This is a genomic window from Hymenobacter sp. UYCo722, assembly GCF_040547115.1.
GTDB lineage: Bacteria > Bacteroidota > Bacteroidia > Cytophagales > Hymenobacteraceae > Hymenobacter.
This window is the reverse complement of the sequence record NZ_JBEPPC010000001.1, coordinates 809,272-824,821: the sequence shown is the minus strand read 5'-3', so window position 1 is coordinate 824,821 and position 15,550 is coordinate 809,272. Positions and strand designations below refer to the sequence as shown.

The 15,550-nt window shown below is 62.7% G+C and carries 12 protein-coding genes; 2 read left to right on the top strand and 10 right to left on the bottom strand.

Going from position 1 to position 15,550, the window contains the following annotated elements:
* Positions 1-23: 23 nt before the first annotated feature.
* Together ABIB44_RS03600 and ABIB44_RS03595 are read left to right on the top strand one after the other, a co-directional pair.
* The gene (locus tag ABIB44_RS03600) at positions 24-3,173 is read left to right on the top strand and encodes an efflux RND transporter permease subunit (protein ID WP_354583252.1); all 3,150 of its coding nucleotides are present in this window, start codon (positions 24-26) and stop codon (positions 3,171-3,173) included.
* Between the two features lie 96 nt (positions 3,174-3,269).
* Complete coding sequence (locus ABIB44_RS03595) at positions 3,270-4,316, top strand: methyltransferase domain-containing protein (protein ID WP_354583251.1); 1,047 nt, start codon at positions 3,270-3,272, stop codon at positions 4,314-4,316.
* Between the two features lie 138 nt (positions 4,317-4,454).
* Here the strand turns inward: ABIB44_RS03595 and ABIB44_RS03590 are convergent, their stop codons facing one another.
* The 10 genes from ABIB44_RS03590 to ABIB44_RS03545 all read right to left on the bottom strand — a co-directional run bounded on the left by ABIB44_RS03590 (position 4,455) and on the right by ABIB44_RS03545 (position 15,539).
* Positions 4,455-5,933 (bottom strand): oligosaccharide flippase family protein, encoded by a 1,479-nt coding sequence (locus ABIB44_RS03590; protein WP_354583250.1) that lies wholly within the window; start codon positions 5,931-5,933, stop codon positions 4,455-4,457.
* Between the two features lie 84 nt (positions 5,934-6,017).
* On the bottom strand, positions 6,018-7,400 hold the full coding sequence (locus ABIB44_RS03585) for a DUF7033 domain-containing protein (RefSeq protein ID WP_354583249.1): 1,383 nt from the start codon (positions 7,398-7,400) through the stop codon (positions 6,018-6,020).
* Between the two features lie 21 nt (positions 7,401-7,421).
* Complete coding sequence (locus tag ABIB44_RS03580; protein WP_354583248.1) at positions 7,422-8,729, bottom strand: glycosyltransferase family protein; 1,308 nt, start codon at positions 8,727-8,729, stop codon at positions 7,422-7,424.
* A complete protein-coding gene (gene pseI, locus ABIB44_RS03575) occupies positions 8,729-9,772 on the bottom strand; it encodes a pseudaminic acid synthase (RefSeq protein WP_354583247.1) in 1,044 nt (347 codons plus the stop codon). Before pseI ends, ABIB44_RS03580 begins: the two co-directional genes overlap by 1 nt.
* Positions 9,773-9,837: 65 nt before the next feature.
* Positions 9,838-10,545, bottom strand: coding sequence for an HAD family hydrolase (locus ABIB44_RS03570; RefSeq protein ID WP_354583246.1), 708 nt, complete (start codon positions 10,543-10,545; stop codon positions 9,838-9,840).
* Positions 10,542-12,098, bottom strand: a complete 1,557-nt coding sequence (locus ABIB44_RS03565) for a GNAT family N-acetyltransferase (protein WP_354583245.1) — start codon at positions 12,096-12,098, stop codon at positions 10,542-10,544. The genes ABIB44_RS03570 and ABIB44_RS03565 overlap by 4 nt, the downstream gene beginning before the upstream one ends.
* 168 nt (positions 12,099-12,266) lie before the next feature.
* Entirely contained in the window at positions 12,267-13,013 is a 747-nt protein-coding gene (locus tag ABIB44_RS03560; RefSeq protein ID WP_354583244.1) for a class I SAM-dependent methyltransferase, read from the bottom strand.
* A gap of 170 nt (positions 13,014-13,183) precedes the next feature.
* Positions 13,184-14,152 (bottom strand): class I SAM-dependent methyltransferase, encoded by a 969-nt coding sequence (locus ABIB44_RS03555; RefSeq protein ID WP_354583243.1) that lies wholly within the window; start codon positions 14,150-14,152, stop codon positions 13,184-13,186.
* Between the two features lie 2 nt (positions 14,153-14,154).
* Positions 14,155-14,886 (bottom strand): cytidylyltransferase domain-containing protein, encoded by a 732-nt coding sequence (locus tag ABIB44_RS03550; RefSeq protein ID WP_354583242.1) that lies wholly within the window; start codon positions 14,884-14,886, stop codon positions 14,155-14,157.
* Positions 14,886-15,539 (bottom strand): pseudaminic acid biosynthesis-associated methylase, encoded by a 654-nt coding sequence (locus ABIB44_RS03545; protein ID WP_354583241.1) that lies wholly within the window; start codon positions 15,537-15,539, stop codon positions 14,886-14,888. Before ABIB44_RS03545 ends, ABIB44_RS03550 begins: the two co-directional genes overlap by 1 nt.
* Between the last annotated feature and the right edge of the window lie 11 nt (positions 15,540-15,550).

Here is a 15,550-nt window from a genome sequence, read left to right as displayed (position 1 = left end):
GCTACTTCCCACTCCGCATTTGCATGAATAAGTTTATTTCCGGCATTGTCGCCTTCTCGCTGAAGAACCGCTTCTTCGTCTTTTTCATGACGGCGCTGCTGGTGGCCGGCGGCACCTACAGCTACGTGCACACGCCCATCGAGGCATTTCCGGACGTTACCAATACCCAGATGATTATCGTGAGCCTCTGGCCCGGCCGCTCGGCCGAGGAGGTGGAGCGGTTCGTGAGTACGCCCATTGAGGTGGCCATGAACTCGGTGCAGATGAAAAGCAACATGCGGAGTATCAGTATGTTTGGCCTGTCGGTGCTCAAGATTAACTTCGAGGACAACGTGGAGGATTTTTTCGCCCGGCAGCAGGTGAACAACCTGCTAAGCGGGGTGAATCTACCAACGGGCTGTGAGTCGCACGTGCAGCCGCCCTATGGGCCGACGGGCGAGATTTTCCGCTACACGGTGCAGAGCCGGGCCGGCCGCAGCACCAACGAGCTCCTGGCCATTCAGGACTGGACGGTGGAGCGGCAGCTGAAGTCAGTGCCCGGTGTGGCCGATATCGCGGCCTTCGGCGGCACGCGTAAAGTGTACGAAATCAGCGTGAACCCTGCGATGCTGGCCAAGTACGACATGACCCCGCTGGAGGTGTTTGAGGCCGTGCAGAAGTCGAACATGAACGTGGGCGGCGACGTGATTGAGAAGAACTCGCAGAGCTACGTGGTGCGCGGCATCGGCCTGCTCACCAAACCGGAGGACATCGGTAACATCATCGTCAAGGACATCAACAACGTGCCCGTGCTGGTGCGCAACGTGGCCCAAGTGAAGGAAAGCAACGCCCCCCGCGTGGGCCAGGCCGGGTTGGACGACCAGAGCGACGTGGTAGAAGGCATCGTGATTATGCGCAAGGGCGAGAACCCGGCCGAAGTGCTGGGCCGCGTAAAAGCCAAAATCGCGGAGCTCAACGAGAAGGTGTTACCCAACGACGTGTATCTCAAAACGTTCTACGACCGCGACGTGCTGATGGACCATTGCACGCACACCGTTATCCACAACCTGATTGAAGGCATTGTGCTGGTGACGTTGATTGTGCTGCTGTTTATGGCCGACTGGCGCACCACGCTTATTGTGGGGGTAGTGGTGCCGCTGGCACTGCTGTTTGCCTTTGTGTGCCTGCGCCTGAAAGGCATGAGCGCCAATTTGTTGAGCATGGGCGCAATTGACTTCGGCATCATCATCGACGGGGCGGTGGTGATGGTGGAGGGTATTTTCGTGGTGCTCGACCACAAGGCCCAGAAGGTGGGGATGGAGAAGTTCAACAAGCTGGCCAAGCTGGGTTTAATTCGGAAAACCGGCGGCGAACTGGGCAAGGCCGTGTTCTTCGCCAAGCTCATCATTCTGACCTGTTTGCTGCCCATTTTCGCCTTCGAGAAAGTGGAAGGCAAGATGTTTAGCCCGCTGGCCTACACGCTGGGCTTCGCCCTGATTGGAGCCCTGATTCTGACCCTGACCCTGGTGCCGGTGCTGTGCTCGCTGCTGCTGAACAAGAACGTGAAGGAGAAGCACAACCCCATTGTGACGTTCTTCGATACCATTGTTACCAGCGCATTCGGCTTCACTTACCGCAACAAGCTGCTCAGCTTTGGCGTGACGATGGCCGTGGTAGTGGCCGGGCTTTACTCGTTCAACTTCTTGGGCTCGGAGTTTCTGCCCGAGCTGAACGAGGGCGCGCTGTGGGTCGAAACCAAGCTGCCAATGTCGTCGTCGCTCACCGAAACCAACAAGATGGCGGCCAACTACCGCCGCATTCTGCGCTCGTTTCCGGAGGTGACGTCCGTGCTCTCGCAAACCGGCCGCTCCAACGACGGCACCGACCCCTCGGGCATCTACTACGTGCAGGCGCAGGTCAACCTCAAGCCCAAGGAGGAGTGGAAGCGCGACATCACCAAGGAGCAGCTGATTGACGAGATGGACAAGAAGCTAAAGGAATACCCCGGCATCGTGTTCAACTACTCGCAGCCCATCATCGACAACGTGGAGGAGGCCGTGGCCGGCATCAACGCGGCGCTGGCCGTGAAGATTTTCGGCAATGATTTGAAGGAGCTCGACGGCAAGGCCAACGAGGTGATGCGGGTGCTCGGCGGCGTGCGCGGCGTGAAAGACCTCGGCATTCTGCGCAACCTGGGCCAGCCCGAAATGAGCGTGCGCCTCGACCAGACCCGCATGGCGGCCTACGGCGTGCAAACGGCCGATGCCCAAACCGTGGTGGAAATGGCCGTGGGCGGCAAAGCGGCCACCCAGATTTACGAGGGCGACCGCAAGTTCGACGTGACGGTGCGCTACCCCAAGCAGAACCGGGATACCGAGCAGAAAATCGGCGAGCTGCGCGTGCCCACCATCCGGGGCAGCAAGGTGGCGCTCAAGGAAATTGCTGACATCGGTACCAGCAACGGCCCGGCCTTTGTGTACCACGATAATGGCCAGCGCTTTATCGCGGTGAAGTTCTCGATTCGCGACCGCGACATGGGTTCGACCATCGCCGAGGCCCAGCAGAAGATGGACAAGACCATCAAGCTCGACAAGGGCTACCGCATCGAGTGGGCCGGCGAGTTTGAGAACCAGGTGCGGGCCACCAAGCGGCTGGGGCAGGTGGTGCCGGTGTCGCTGGTCATCATCTTCATCCTGCTGTTCATCACCTTCGGCAACGGCAAAGACGCCGCGCTGGTGCTGGCCAACGTGCCATTTGCCCTCATTGGCGGCATCGCGGCGCTGCACCTCACGGGTGTTAACTTCTCGATTTCGGCGGGCATTGGCTTCATCGCCCTGCTGGGCATCTGTATTCAGAACGGCATCGTGCTCATTACCGTCTTCAAGGAAAACCTGCGCAAAAAGATGAGTCTGGCCGACAGCCTGCGCCTCGGGGTGGCCTCGCGCGTGCGCCCAGTGGTGATGACGGCCCTCATGGCCATGATTGGCCTGTTTCCGGCGGCCCTGAGCACCGGTATTGGTTCCGAAACGCAGAAGCCGCTGGCCATCGTGGTGATTGGCGGCCTAGTGACGGCCACGGTGCTCACGCTGCTGATTTTCCCGCTCATCTTCGCCTTCTTCTACCGCGAAATGAATCAGAACGGGCCTTCGCCTAAGCGGCGCAAAAAGGAGCAGCCGGTATTGGTGGGCGCGTAAGCGCTTATTTTGCAGGGAAAAGAACATTGACCGGGCAAACCAGTTGTTCCCGGCGCAACGTATTTTTTGCAACAACGCTCGAATATTCCCTCAGTTATGGCTTCTTCCGAAACCCGCGCCCAGGTGCAGGACTACTACGGCACCCAGCTGCAAACCAGCCAGGACCTACTCACCAACGCCTGCTGCACCGATGATATTCCGCTGGCGCACCGCCGCATTCTGGCACAGCTGGAATCTGAGGTACTAGAGAAATATTACGGCTGCGGCGTATGCATTCCCGATGCCATTGAGGGCATCACGGTACTCGATTTGGGCTCCGGCTCGGGCCGCGATGCTTACCTGCTCTCGAAGCTGGTGGGCGAAAATGGCCACGTCATCGGCGTGGACATGACGGAGGAGCAACTCGATGTGGCCCGCCGCCACATCGATGCGCACACCGTCACCTTCGGCTACAAAAAGCCCAACGTGGAATTCCGTCACGGCTACATCGAGGACTTGAAATCGGCCAACATCGCCGACAACAGCGTGGACCTGGTGGTGAGCAACTGCGTGCTCAACCTGAGCACCGACAAGGAAGCCACCTACCGCGAAATCTTCCGGGTGCTGAAGCCCGGCGGCGAACTGTTTATCGCCGACGTATTTGCCGACCGCCGCGTGCCCGAAACCCTGCGTCAGGACCCCGTTTTGTACGGTGAATGCCTGAGTGGCGCGATGTACACCGAGGATTTCCGCCGCCTACTGTTGCGCCTGGGCATCAACGATTACCGCCTGCTGAGCAGCCGCCGCCTCACCATCAACAATGCCGAGATTGAGGAAAAGGTAGGCAACATCGGCTTTTACTCGCTCACGGTGCGCGCCTTCAAGCTCGACATTGAAGACAAGTGCGAAGACCACGGCCAGGTGGCCACCTACCTGGGCACCATCCCTGGCCAGCCCCACCAATTCGTGCTCGACGACCACCACACCTTCGAAACCGGCCGCCCCATGCTGGTCTGCGGCAACACGGCCGCCATGGTGGCCGATACCCGCTACGGCCAACATTTTCGGGTAGTGGGCGATACCAGCCAGCACTTTGGCCTGTTCGACCGCGGTACGGCCCCGGTTGCAGCCAGTGCCGACGCCCTGCCGGGGGGCTGCTGTTAGAAGTCGTTGAACGGTGTAGGGGCGGGGCAAGCCCCGCCCGCACGTTTGCATCGTTGTACGCTACTCTTTGCAACGGTGCGGGCGTTCGGGCGGGGCAAGCCCCGCCCCTACATTTGCTTGCATATACAGCGCGTAAGGTCAGCGCCGGCGCACTTTCGCCCACAGCTCCAGCGCCTCCGGGGCGGTGCCGGTCAGCAGTACGCCCGCGCCGTAGAGCACGGTGAGCACGCCGCCGCGCATCAGCAGCGTGAAAAAGGCGCTGCCGGTTTCAGGCAATACCCAGGCTACAAAGCCCGCCATGGCTGCTACCGCCAAAATTCGAAGTGTGCTGCCATCAAACGGCTGCATGCCGTAATTGCGCCACACAAACCACGTCCGGACGGTGTTGATGCTGACCAGCGCGATGCAGTAGGCCAGGGCCGCGCCCGCCAGCTGCAGGCGCGGAATCAGCAGCCAGTTGAGGGCCACCACGGCGGCGGCGAGGGAGATATTGAACACCAAATCGAAGCGGTAGCGCGGCGAAGTGGCCACGATGATGCCGTTGACGCCGGTGATGCCGTCGAAAAGCCGGCCGGCCAGCAGCAGCAGTACCGCCGTGGTGCCCACCGCGTACTCCGGCCGGTGAATGAGGCCGTAGATAAAGTCAAGGTTCAGGCCGATTCCCAGCGCCAGGTAGCAGCCCAGCAGGGTGTTGATGCGGGTGCTGCGGCGGTAGAAATCGGCCATCTTGGCCATGTTGCCTTCTTTCCAGTATTCGGCGATGAGCGAATAGGCCGTTTTGTAGAGCGCCCGGAAGGGTAGCACTAGCGCCGTGCTCACATTGGTGGCAATGAGGTAGATGCCCGCCGCTGCCAGGCTGACTTTGGTGCCCACCATCAGGCTATCGATGTTGAGCAGCACCGTGCCCGAGATGTTGCTCAGCAACACAAAGCCCCCGAAACCCAGCATCTCGCGCAACGGCTTGATGCGCAGCGCCGCCCGCGTGGGCCGCAGGTGCAGCTCGCCAATGGCTGCCAGGTACACGGCCAGCAGCACGGCCACCACCGCATAGGCCCCCACGTAAGCCAGCACGAACCCGTGGAAACTGATAATGCCCTGACTGTAAGCTATAGCCGCACCTACCAGCATCAGCCGCAGCAGGATTTCCTGGCAAAACGAGGAAAAGGACGTGTGGTAGAGCGAGCGCAGATACGCATCCTGCAAAGAGCCCAGCATAATGCAGCCGGCCAGCGCAATGGCCGCCAGGTAGTGCGGGGCGAGCAAAGCCGCGTCGCCTTTGGCGTACCACTGCAGCAGCAGCGGCTTGCCCACCAGCATGGCCAGCGCCACCACCACCAGCCCGAGCAGCGGCGGCCCCAGCAGCAGCGGAAAGAAGCCCGCGTGATTGCGCCCCTGGTTGCGAAAAAACGGGAAATACCGGATGCCCATGTTGGCAAACCCGAACGAAGCAACCTGCGCCCCAATGGTAGCCAGCGGCAGCAATACGCTGGCCGTGAGACCAATCTGAGCCGGCGTGAGCAGGCGCGGCAGCACCAGAATGGTATTGGCAAAGCCGATGGCCAAGCCGACGTAGGAAATCAGGGTGTTGCGAATACCCTGGCGCTGAACGATGCCCAATTGGGGGAAGGAGTAAAGGAGTTGAGCACCTGCAATAGCTTGTGCATCGGGAAAAAGCACAAGCTACAGCAGGTGCTACGGGCATCAAAGTTCGGCTACAATCTGGCTTCCGGTGAGGAAGGCCGCGCCGCGTTTCTGCAAATAGCCCATGATTTCGGCAAACTGACGGGGACCGGTTGCAGTGTTGGCCGGGTCGAAATGGTCGTTGTGCCACAGGATGCTGGCCACGCCACCGAACTTTGCGATTTCGGTGAACATGGGCTGCAGGGCCGGCAGAATTTCGTCGGCCCGCAGCTGCAGGTAGTTGGGGTGATGCAGGGTGGTGTCCATCACCTGAAGCGGAATTTCCAGGAAGCTGTGCGCCCGGCCAGTGGCAAAATTGAACGGATAAAAAGGGTGGCAGTAGGAATTCCGAAAACCGAAATGCTCCGCAAAGCCCAGGGTCGAATCGTACTGCAGCCCGGCTCCAACGGCGGCTTCGAGCAGTGCGGGCGTCTGGCGGGGCTCCCAGCGCAGGTAGTGAAAGCGGTTGCCAACGGCAGACAGGCCCAACCGGTTTTCCTTCTCGTGCAAAAATAAGGGCAGATGAGTAGCAGTGCCGATGCTGGCGTGCAGCCCAATTTCGTGGCCCTGCTGCTGCAATTGCCGGAGCCGCTGCCGGAGCCGAGGGGTGAGGCGATAGTCGGCGTTGGGGGTGCCATCGGGGCCGGGCCGGTGCTCGGGCAGGATGAAAAACGTGGAACGTGCCCCGTATCCGGCCACCGTAGCGACCACCGCCTCCAGGTTGTCCCAGGCATCGGGCCGCGCCAGCCGCTGCCCCAGCCGCCGGCCGAAACGCAGGAGGCGGCCGGCGCGCAGGTCGGCTTTGGCCGGGGCTTTCCAGGCACTGTGTAGCAAGTCGATGTCGTGGGTGACGAAGGCCGCGAAAAGAGCGCCAGCACCCCAGGAGCGGGGCTTGAGCGGCTGGCCGGTAACGTGTTCGATGGCGGTTTTCAGTACATCGAAGTAGTAGTTCACCGCCGGCAGCGTCACGAAATCGTACTGCTGCTGCACGCTAGCGGCGTAGGGAAAGCGGCCGTGCCGGTCGCGCTCATCGGAAAAATATTCCTGCCAGCCACTGAGCAGGTAAAATGCCGCCGAAATGATATCCGCATTGATGGTAACCCGGCCCAGGCTTCGTTCAAGTAGGACTGCTTCGGGCTGGCTATCGAAGAAGAATGGCAACTGCTCACCGGTCCAGTCGCGGTAGTTGGGGGCCGGCGGGTGGGGCGTGCCCAACTCGAAAAACCGGTCCGCCCCGTCTACCACGGTAATGGCCGGGCGGCTGGCCGCATCGCCAATAGCTACCTCAGGAGCATCCGGGTACACCAGCCGGAAGTGTTGCAACACGTACGCCAGCCGCGCTTCGGCCGAAACCGGAACGTAAGCCAGCGGAGGCAGTGGAGCGGCGACTGGTGAGATGGACATATATTCAAAAGTGCAAGATTATCAGCTGGTTGGCATAGCCTCATTCAGCCAGTTATTTAAGATGCTGGCGGTGCGTTCGCGGCTGTGGCCCTCGTCGGGCGTGCCGAGGGTGGCGTTGTAGTAGGCGGCGTGCTGGTAGAGGTCGGCGGGCTTGTGTTGGGCATACTCACGCAGGGTGGCGGCCAGCGCGGCGGGGGTATTGGCGCGGGCTACCAGGCCGCGGGCGGCGTAGCCGTAGTAGTCATCGGTGAGGGGGTTGGCGGCGAAACGGTAGTAGATGCTGGCCACATTGAGCATCACGGCTTCGAGGTGGGTGGAGGTGTCGGCGGCCACCAGCGCATCCTGCTTCAACAGGAAATCGAATACATTTTCCTGCCGCGCATCCGACCATTGCAGGGCCGGCAGCAGCTGGCGCAACGGGCCAAAGTCGCGCCCGTCGCTGGGGTGCGGGCGCAGGGTCAGCGTCAGTTCGGGCAGTTCGTGGGTCAAGTACACGAGCGTGTCCGTCAGGGCCGGCAGTGGGTCGTGGATGTTGCAGGCCAGGCCCACACGGCGCACGGCCGGGGCAAGGTTGCGGCGGCCCAGGTAGGAATCGGCTTTGGGCATGCCCACCATTTCTACCTGGCCGGCGATGGGGCCGCACTGCCGGTATTTATCGAGGGCATCCTGGCCTTCGAGCAGGCTCAAATCGAAGCCCAGGGGCGGGAAGTTGGTGCTCACGCTGGCGTGCTGCACGTAGGCGGTGGGTACGCCCTCGGCGCGGCAAGCCAGCAGCAGCGAGCGGGTGTCGTCGTTGTGGTCGTTGGAGAACACCACGGCCCGGGGCCGGTGACGGCGCAGCGCCCGCCGGTACACCTCATAGTAGCCGATGGCGTAAAAAATGAAGTCGAAGAAGCGCGTGGCCCGGGCTCCCACTTGCCGCCGCAGCCCCAGGTAAGCTCCCGGAAACTGCCAGTAGTAAAGCAGCTTGCGCCGCAGTGAAAGCCGGTTCACCACGGCGTTGTAGCGGCCGATATTCTTGGCCTGTCCGGCTACCAGCACGGCGTCGGTTCGGGCCTCAGCCAGGAAGGCCAGCGCGTCGTAATTGTTGGCACTCACCACGTAGAGCCATACCTTGCCGGCTAGCTCGTCGCGGTTGTTGATGGGCTGGAACACGTTGCCCACCAGTCGCAGGCCCGCATAGCCCAGCACCCGCGCCAGCCGCTTCGCCGGGTTAGCCGGCGAAATATCGGCCAGCGCAGCCGGCGACAGGGCCGCGAAGATATCGGTGAAGCGTAGCTGCAGAACGTCGCGTAGCCGCGCAATGAGTGATAATTCTGGTCCCGGCATTAGAGCGAATCCCAGGTGAGCGGGGTGCCGGGCCGGAGGTCCTTCGCGGCCTTGCGGCCCAGTACAGTTTCCCAATGGCGGGGCCAGAGGCCATCGCCGGGACGGATGATTTTGAGGTTATCTGTCGTGAATTCCTCGCCCGCCGCGATGGGCTTCGAAACGTAGATGCTGCGCTTGTACATCCGGCTTTTCTCCTCGGCCGGCTGCACGCAGAGCTGCACGGTGCCCAGGGCCAGCTGCGCGCGCTCGGTTTCCTCCACCAGCAGCTTCAGCTCGTGGGGTTCCATCGAGAAGGCCGAATCGACGCCGCCCTCGGCCCGGCTCAGGGTGAAGTGCTTTTCGATGACGCAGGCCCCCAGGGCCACGGCGGCCACGCTCGCGCCCACGCCCATGGTGTGGTCGCTCAGGCCGATGGGGCAGCCGAAGGTTTCGGCCAGCACCGGGATGGTGCGCAGGTTGGTGTTTTCGGGCGTGGCGGGGTAGGTGCTGGTGCATTTGAGCAGCACCAGTTCGCGGCAGCCCGTCGCCCGCAGTACCCGCACGGCCTCGTCAATCTCGGCCAGCGTAGCCGCGCCCGTGCTGATAATGACCGGCTTGCCCGTGGCTGCGACTTTACGCAGCAGCGGCCAGTGGGCGTTTTCAAAAGAGGCAATCTTGTAGGCCGGCACGTCTAGCGACTCCAGGAAATCCACCGCCGTCTCATCAAACGGGGTGCTGAAGGCCAGTAGGCCATGCTGGCGGGCGCGGGCAAACAGCTCGGCGTGCCACTCCCAAGGCGTGTGGGCCTCCTGATAAAGCTGGTAAAGATTCTTGCCCTCCCACAGCGAGCGGCCCTCTTCGTCGATGGCGAAGCCGGTGTCCATCGTAATGGTGTCGGCGGTGTAAGTCTGGAGCTTGAGGGCATCGACGCCGGTCGCGGCCGCCGCATCGACCAGGGCCAGGGCGCGCTCCAGGCTCTGGTTGTGGTTGCCCGACATCTCGGCGATGATGAACGGCTTGTGGGCGGGGCCAACCCGGCGGCCGCCAATGGTGATTTCAGTCATGGAAAAGCGAAGCAAATTCGAGGGCGTAAAGGTACTGTGGCACGCCGCCTTTGCTGCGTGCTGCGCTACAGCTCGTCCAGCGACTCAATAACCCGAGCTGCCTCATGCGCGACATCGGCCACGTAGTGCGCGTAGTTGCCGCGTAAAATACGTATGGTATTGAAGCCTAATGGCTTAATGCCCACGAAATCCTTTTTCACGTTATCGCCCACGTAGGTGACTTCCGCCGGAGCCACGCCCTCGCGCTGGCAGATAAGCTGGAAAACGTGCGGGTCGGGCTTGGCGCGGTGGCGGCCGTAGCGGTTGGTGAGGTAGGCGTGATGCACCCTTTCGTTCAGCCCCAGGGCGGCCACTTTACGAGCCTGCACCTCTTTATGCCCGTCGGTCACGATGTAAAGCGGCTGGCCGGCGAAGCGGGTTAACGCCCGTTCTGCATCAGGAAACAGGCTGATTTGAGGCCGGTGCTGGCGGTAGGCGCGCAGGCAGGCGGCCACCAGTGTCTTGCTCCAGCAGCCATGCCGGTGCAGCACGTTGTCGAACACCTGGCCCCGGCCGTGGGCGGCTTCCTCGGCTACCAAGCCAATGGCCAGCGTTTCGGCCGGCACGCCCAGCAGCGGGCTCAGGAAGCCGGCCACGGCCCGGAAGCCACTGTGTACGTAGCTCAGCTCGGGGTAAAGGGTATCGTCGAGGTCGAAAACCAGAACGCTACGCTTAATGAGGAATGAAGAATGTGGAGTGAGGAATTTCGGCGGGCTCAATTCTTCTTTCTTCATTCCTCATTCATCAACAAGTGAAACGTTTTGTCCGTCGCGGTCCGCACCTGCCGCATCATTCCGGAAGCCGGCACAAACGGAAATGCCTGCAAATCCGCTCCGCCAGCTTCCTGCAAAAACCAGTAGAACGAATCGACCCCCGCCGCGATGCCCAGCGTGGAGGCTCCGCCGAAGCGGCAGTTGCACTCGATGAGGTGCAGACCGTCCTCATCCGTCAGCAGGGCCTGCAGCACGAACGGGCCATACAGGCCCAGCTTTTCGACCAGCGGCAGCAGGCGGGCCAGCAGGGCGGCATCGGGCAGGGTGGTCGTCACCTGCGACTCGCCGTGCATTACCACGTCGCGGGTGCGGGCCATAAGGCCGTGGACCCGGCCGGTGCGGTCGACGTAGCCATCCACGCTGATTTCGCGGCCGTGGATAAAGGGCTGAAACACGGGCTCCTGCAAGGTGCGGGCGTGGGCCAGGGCGGCGGCGGCCGTTAAGTTCAGGCCCAGGCTGAGGGAGCCCGCGCCGTGGCGCTCCTTTACGACGAAGGCCGTGGGCGGGTGAAGCTGGCGCTCAGTCAGGGTATCAATGTCGCGGGCCGTGGCGATAACGGGTAAGCCGTGAAGCTGCCCAAAGGCGGCAAATTCCAGCTTGTCGAGGCAGCGGTGCACGGCCTCGGGGGGACTTACCAACACGGCCACGCCGGCCTCGGCCAGGGTGGCGCGGTGCCGGCTCCAGAAGGCCAGCTCGCCGTCGCGCGTGGGGATGAGGTAGGCAATGCCGCGCTGTTTCAGGCTGGCCAGCAGCTCGGGCAGGGCCTCGTCGCGCAGGGCGGGCATGGGCCAGAAGTCGTCGGCCAGCGGGCGGGCCAGGGCCAGGGGGTTCAGGTCGGCCCCGACGACGCGGGTGGCGTAGTGCAGGCGGCGGGCGGCGGCCTGCACGGCGCGCAGCAGCGGGGCCTTGCCGGCCAGGCTCGTTATTAAAATGTTGCCTCGGTAAGCGCCCGTGGGCCGGAAGCAGCTGTGAAACACGGTGTCAACCAGCTGCCCGGCCACCCGTACGTGGCGCGGCAGGCGGGCTTCCTCAGTAAAGCCCTCAGCGGCAAGCACCTCGGTGAGGTAGGGGCGCACGTCGTAGGCTTCGGTATTGATTTTTTGGAGGCTCAGGTCCTCAAAAGCCACCTGGCGCAGCTGGTGCAGATAGGCGGCAAAGTCGGCTTGGAAGGTAGGAATATGGGCGTTGCGGCTGGTTTCGAGCAGGAAGGAAATCTCGGCCCGGCCCGCCAGCCAGTCAATGTGGACCAGCCCACCGTAGCCAATCAGCTCCTCATCGAGCAGCAGCGAAAACAGCAGCTGGGCTGGCTGCTCAGCGTCGAATAGCGGCGCAACGACCTCCCGGAAATACCTCTCTTGGGACTCGGTGCTCAGTGGTTCGGCCTGGCGCAGAATGTCCAGCTGGGCGTTGCGCCACTGGCGGATGGCCTCGCGGTCGTCGGGCCGGATGGGCAGCAGGCGGTAGCGGCCGTGGCGGTAGTCGTTTCGGCGCAGGATGCGGTAGGCGGTGGGCATGAACGGTGGGAAGTACGAATTATTAAAGCAGACCGTCATGCCGAGCGGAGCCGAGGCATCTCGCGTGTGCTAGCAACTCAATCGTTCAATAAAAGGGTTAGTGGTGGCACGCAAGATGCTTCGGCTGCGCTCAGCATGACTCCTCTTTAACTCATCACCGGCCCAAGGTCACACAATCAAATACGAAATCAGCGGATTCAACGGGCTGCGTCGCAGGGCGTAGTTGGCCACGCCGAATACCTCATCGAACGCCAGGGTTTCGCCGGGAAACTCCGGGCAGTTCAGCTCATCGAAGGCCACCACGGCTCCCTTGGTCAGGCGCGGGCGGATGGCTTCGAGGCAGGCTTTGGTGGGGGCGTAGATGTCGAAATCGAAGTAGGCAAAGGCGATGATGGTTTCGGGGTGGTCACGCAGGTAGCGGGGCACGGTTTCGGTGGCGTCGCCGGCCACGAGCTCGAACTTGCGCTTGTGCGGAATGGGGCTGTCGGCCTCGTGCAGGGCCAGGATGTCGGTGAGCTGGCGCTGGTAGTCGGCGCTCACGCCGTAGTCGCCGGGTTTCACCAGCCCACCGTCCTTGGCATCGACCGACGGGAAGCCGCCAAACGTATCGAAGCCGATGATTTTGCGATTGTAGTTGAAGGGCTCGTACATGCCGCGCAACGCGTGCAGCAGGGCCAGATTCTGGCCCCACCGCACGCCAAACTCCATGGCCACGCCGTGCACCGGGATGATGTGCTGGTAGAGCTCGGCCATGAATAGCAGGCGCGAAAGCGTCTGGCGGTTGAGGTACAGGCCCAGGTTACTCAGCAGCTCGGTGTTCGGAATGGGCGACTCGCGCAGGCTCTGGGCGAAGGTTGAGCGGCGCAGCTGCTCGGCGGGCAGCGCGCCGCTGAGCACGGAGATGGGGGAAGACATGAAGAGTAGGGCGGTTGAATTAACGAACACAAAGGAACGTCATGCTGAGCGGAGGCGCAGCCGCAGTCGAAGCATCTCTACCGCTTCGTTGCTTCCATTGGATTACTCCCCCAGTAGAGATGCTTCGACTGCGGCTGCGCCTCCGCTCAGCATGACGTACTTTTTGCTTTCTACTCCGGCCGCAAAAATGCCACCAGGTTGCGGCCCAGGCCCACGCCGGCCATGGCCTCGTAGTAGGCGGCTACGGCCGGCAGCGGGGCGGTGCGCAGCAGGAAGTTGTCCTGCTCGAGGCGGGCTTGATGGGCGGCTTTGCCCAGGCTGCGGTCTTGCACGTAGTTGGTGGCGGGATTGAACAGGTTGAGGTCAATGGGCTGGTCGCCAAGCAGGCGGGCGGTGCGCCAGCCGGTGGCGGCAGCCAGGTTGCGCAGGCCGGCGGGTCCGAAGTATGAGAGGTGGTCGGGCAGGGCCACCCAGAACGGTCGGTCGATGTGGCCGGCGGCCAGCAGGTGCTGCTGCAGGGGCGAAAAGTCGTTGGGTACGTCTACCAGCAGCACCCCGCCGGGGCGGGTGAGGGCGCGGCAGCGGCGCAGCAGTTCGGCGGGGTCGAGCACGTGTTCGAGCACATTGTCGAGCCAAAGCACATCGAACTGCCGGCCTTCGGTTATCAGGTCCTGGAGACCGGCGTAGAGGTCGCCGGCGCGCAGGCGGCCGCGCAGGTTGGGGTGAAACTGCTCCAGGCTGAAGCTGCTGAAATCGAGCCCCAGCACGTCCCAGCCCTGGCGCTGGAAGTAGTCGAGCGCCCAGCCCTCGCCGCAGCCCACGTCGAGAAAGGTATGGCCCGCAGGCATCGCCGAAGCCGCGGAGTCGGCAGTGGCTAACGGAGCGGGCGAATCATCCGGGGTGGCCTCCTTCCCCAGCTCCAGCAACTGGGCCAGCACATAATAGCGCAGGCGCAGCTTGCCTTCGATGTGCTCGCGCTCGGCTTCGGAATAGGTGGGCTGGTAGCTGCTGCGGTTTTCCTGGTAGTAGCGCTGGGCGTAGTAGTCGCGCAGCTCCTCGGGGGTGGGCTTGCGGGTGACTTCGTAGTAGCCCAGCTCGTTGCGGTGCAGGAGGTCGGCGGGGTTGGTTTGCGCGCTCATGCTCAGGTGGTTTTTTGCTCGACGTCGGCGTTCAGGGCCATGATTTCGGGATGGGCTTCGAGCAGGGCCAGCAGCTCGGGCAGGGCCAGCTGGTCGGCGTGGTGCTCCTCGATGAGGCGGCGCAGCACTTCGTAGTCCTCCGGCGTGTCGAGCGTGATGCGGAAGCGGCTGAAATCGCCGCCGGGCCACACTTCGTCCACGTTGCGGAAGCGGTGGGCGGCGGGGCCGGTTTTCAGGTAGGGCGTAACGTGTTCGCGCTCGTAGGGCAAGTCAGCGCGCTCGTAGGCTTCGGCCAGCATGGGCAGCGAGAAAATCTCGAAATCGAGCCCACGCGGGAAGCTGCGGATGATGGAGTTGGAGCGAAATTCCAGTGGGTCGGCATCGGCCAGGTAGCGGGCTACGGCGGCCCCAATCAGCGGGCCGTCCACCAGCGGGCAGTCGGAGGTGACGCGCACGATGACATCGAGGCCAAATTTGACGGCCGTTTCGTAGTAGCGGGCCAGTACGTCGGTTTCCGAGCCGCGGTGGTAGGGCAGGCCGTGAGCTTCGGCGTAGGCGGCCAGGGCGTCGTCGGCGGGCTCGGTAGTAGTAGCCAGGTACAGGGGCAAGCCGCTTTGGGCCAGGCGCGCCACGTGGTAGTCGAGCAGGGGGCGGCCGGCGGCGGGCAGCAGCACCTTGCCCGGCAGGCGGGTGCTGGCCATGCGCACCTGCGAGATGATTCCGGCGGTCTGCATCAGCCCGGCACTTTTTCGAGCAGGAACATCACGTCCTGGTTGCCCTGCTCGGCGTCGTTGATGTAGGGGTAGAGGTGCTGCTTCACCAAGCGCAGCTCGGGGTAATTCTCCAGGAACACCCGGGCAAAGTCGGTCTTCCACAAAAAGCCCTCGTTGCCCCGGTAATTGATGGCCGTGGTGTCGGGCGCATAATACTCGTAGCCCATGAGGTAGCGGCCCGAGCAGCGCACCATCTCGCCCATGATGCGCGGCAAGTCCTCGGGGGCAATGTGGATGAGCACGCCGTTGGTGCACACCAAATCAAAGTAGTTGTCCTTAAATGGCAAATCGAAGCCACTGCCTTCCAGGATGTTCACGCCGCGCACAAATTCGCGGGCCTTCTCCACGGCGTAAGCCTGCAGCTCGATGCCGTACAGATTGGTGAAGCCCATGGCCTGCAGGCCCACCAGCTGCATGCCAGTATTGCAACCCACTTCCAAAATACGGGCTTCGCGCGGCAGCTCCCCGATAAATTCAGCGTTCATCTCCAGCTTGGTGTGGCCGTAGATGCTGCGGTAGAACTCGTTCCACTCATCGAGGGGCCGCGAGTTGCGGTCGGTGTATTCGCGGCCGAAGTCGCCGGCCCAGAAGTCTTCTTGTTGGGTATGCTGCAAGGGGAACGTTG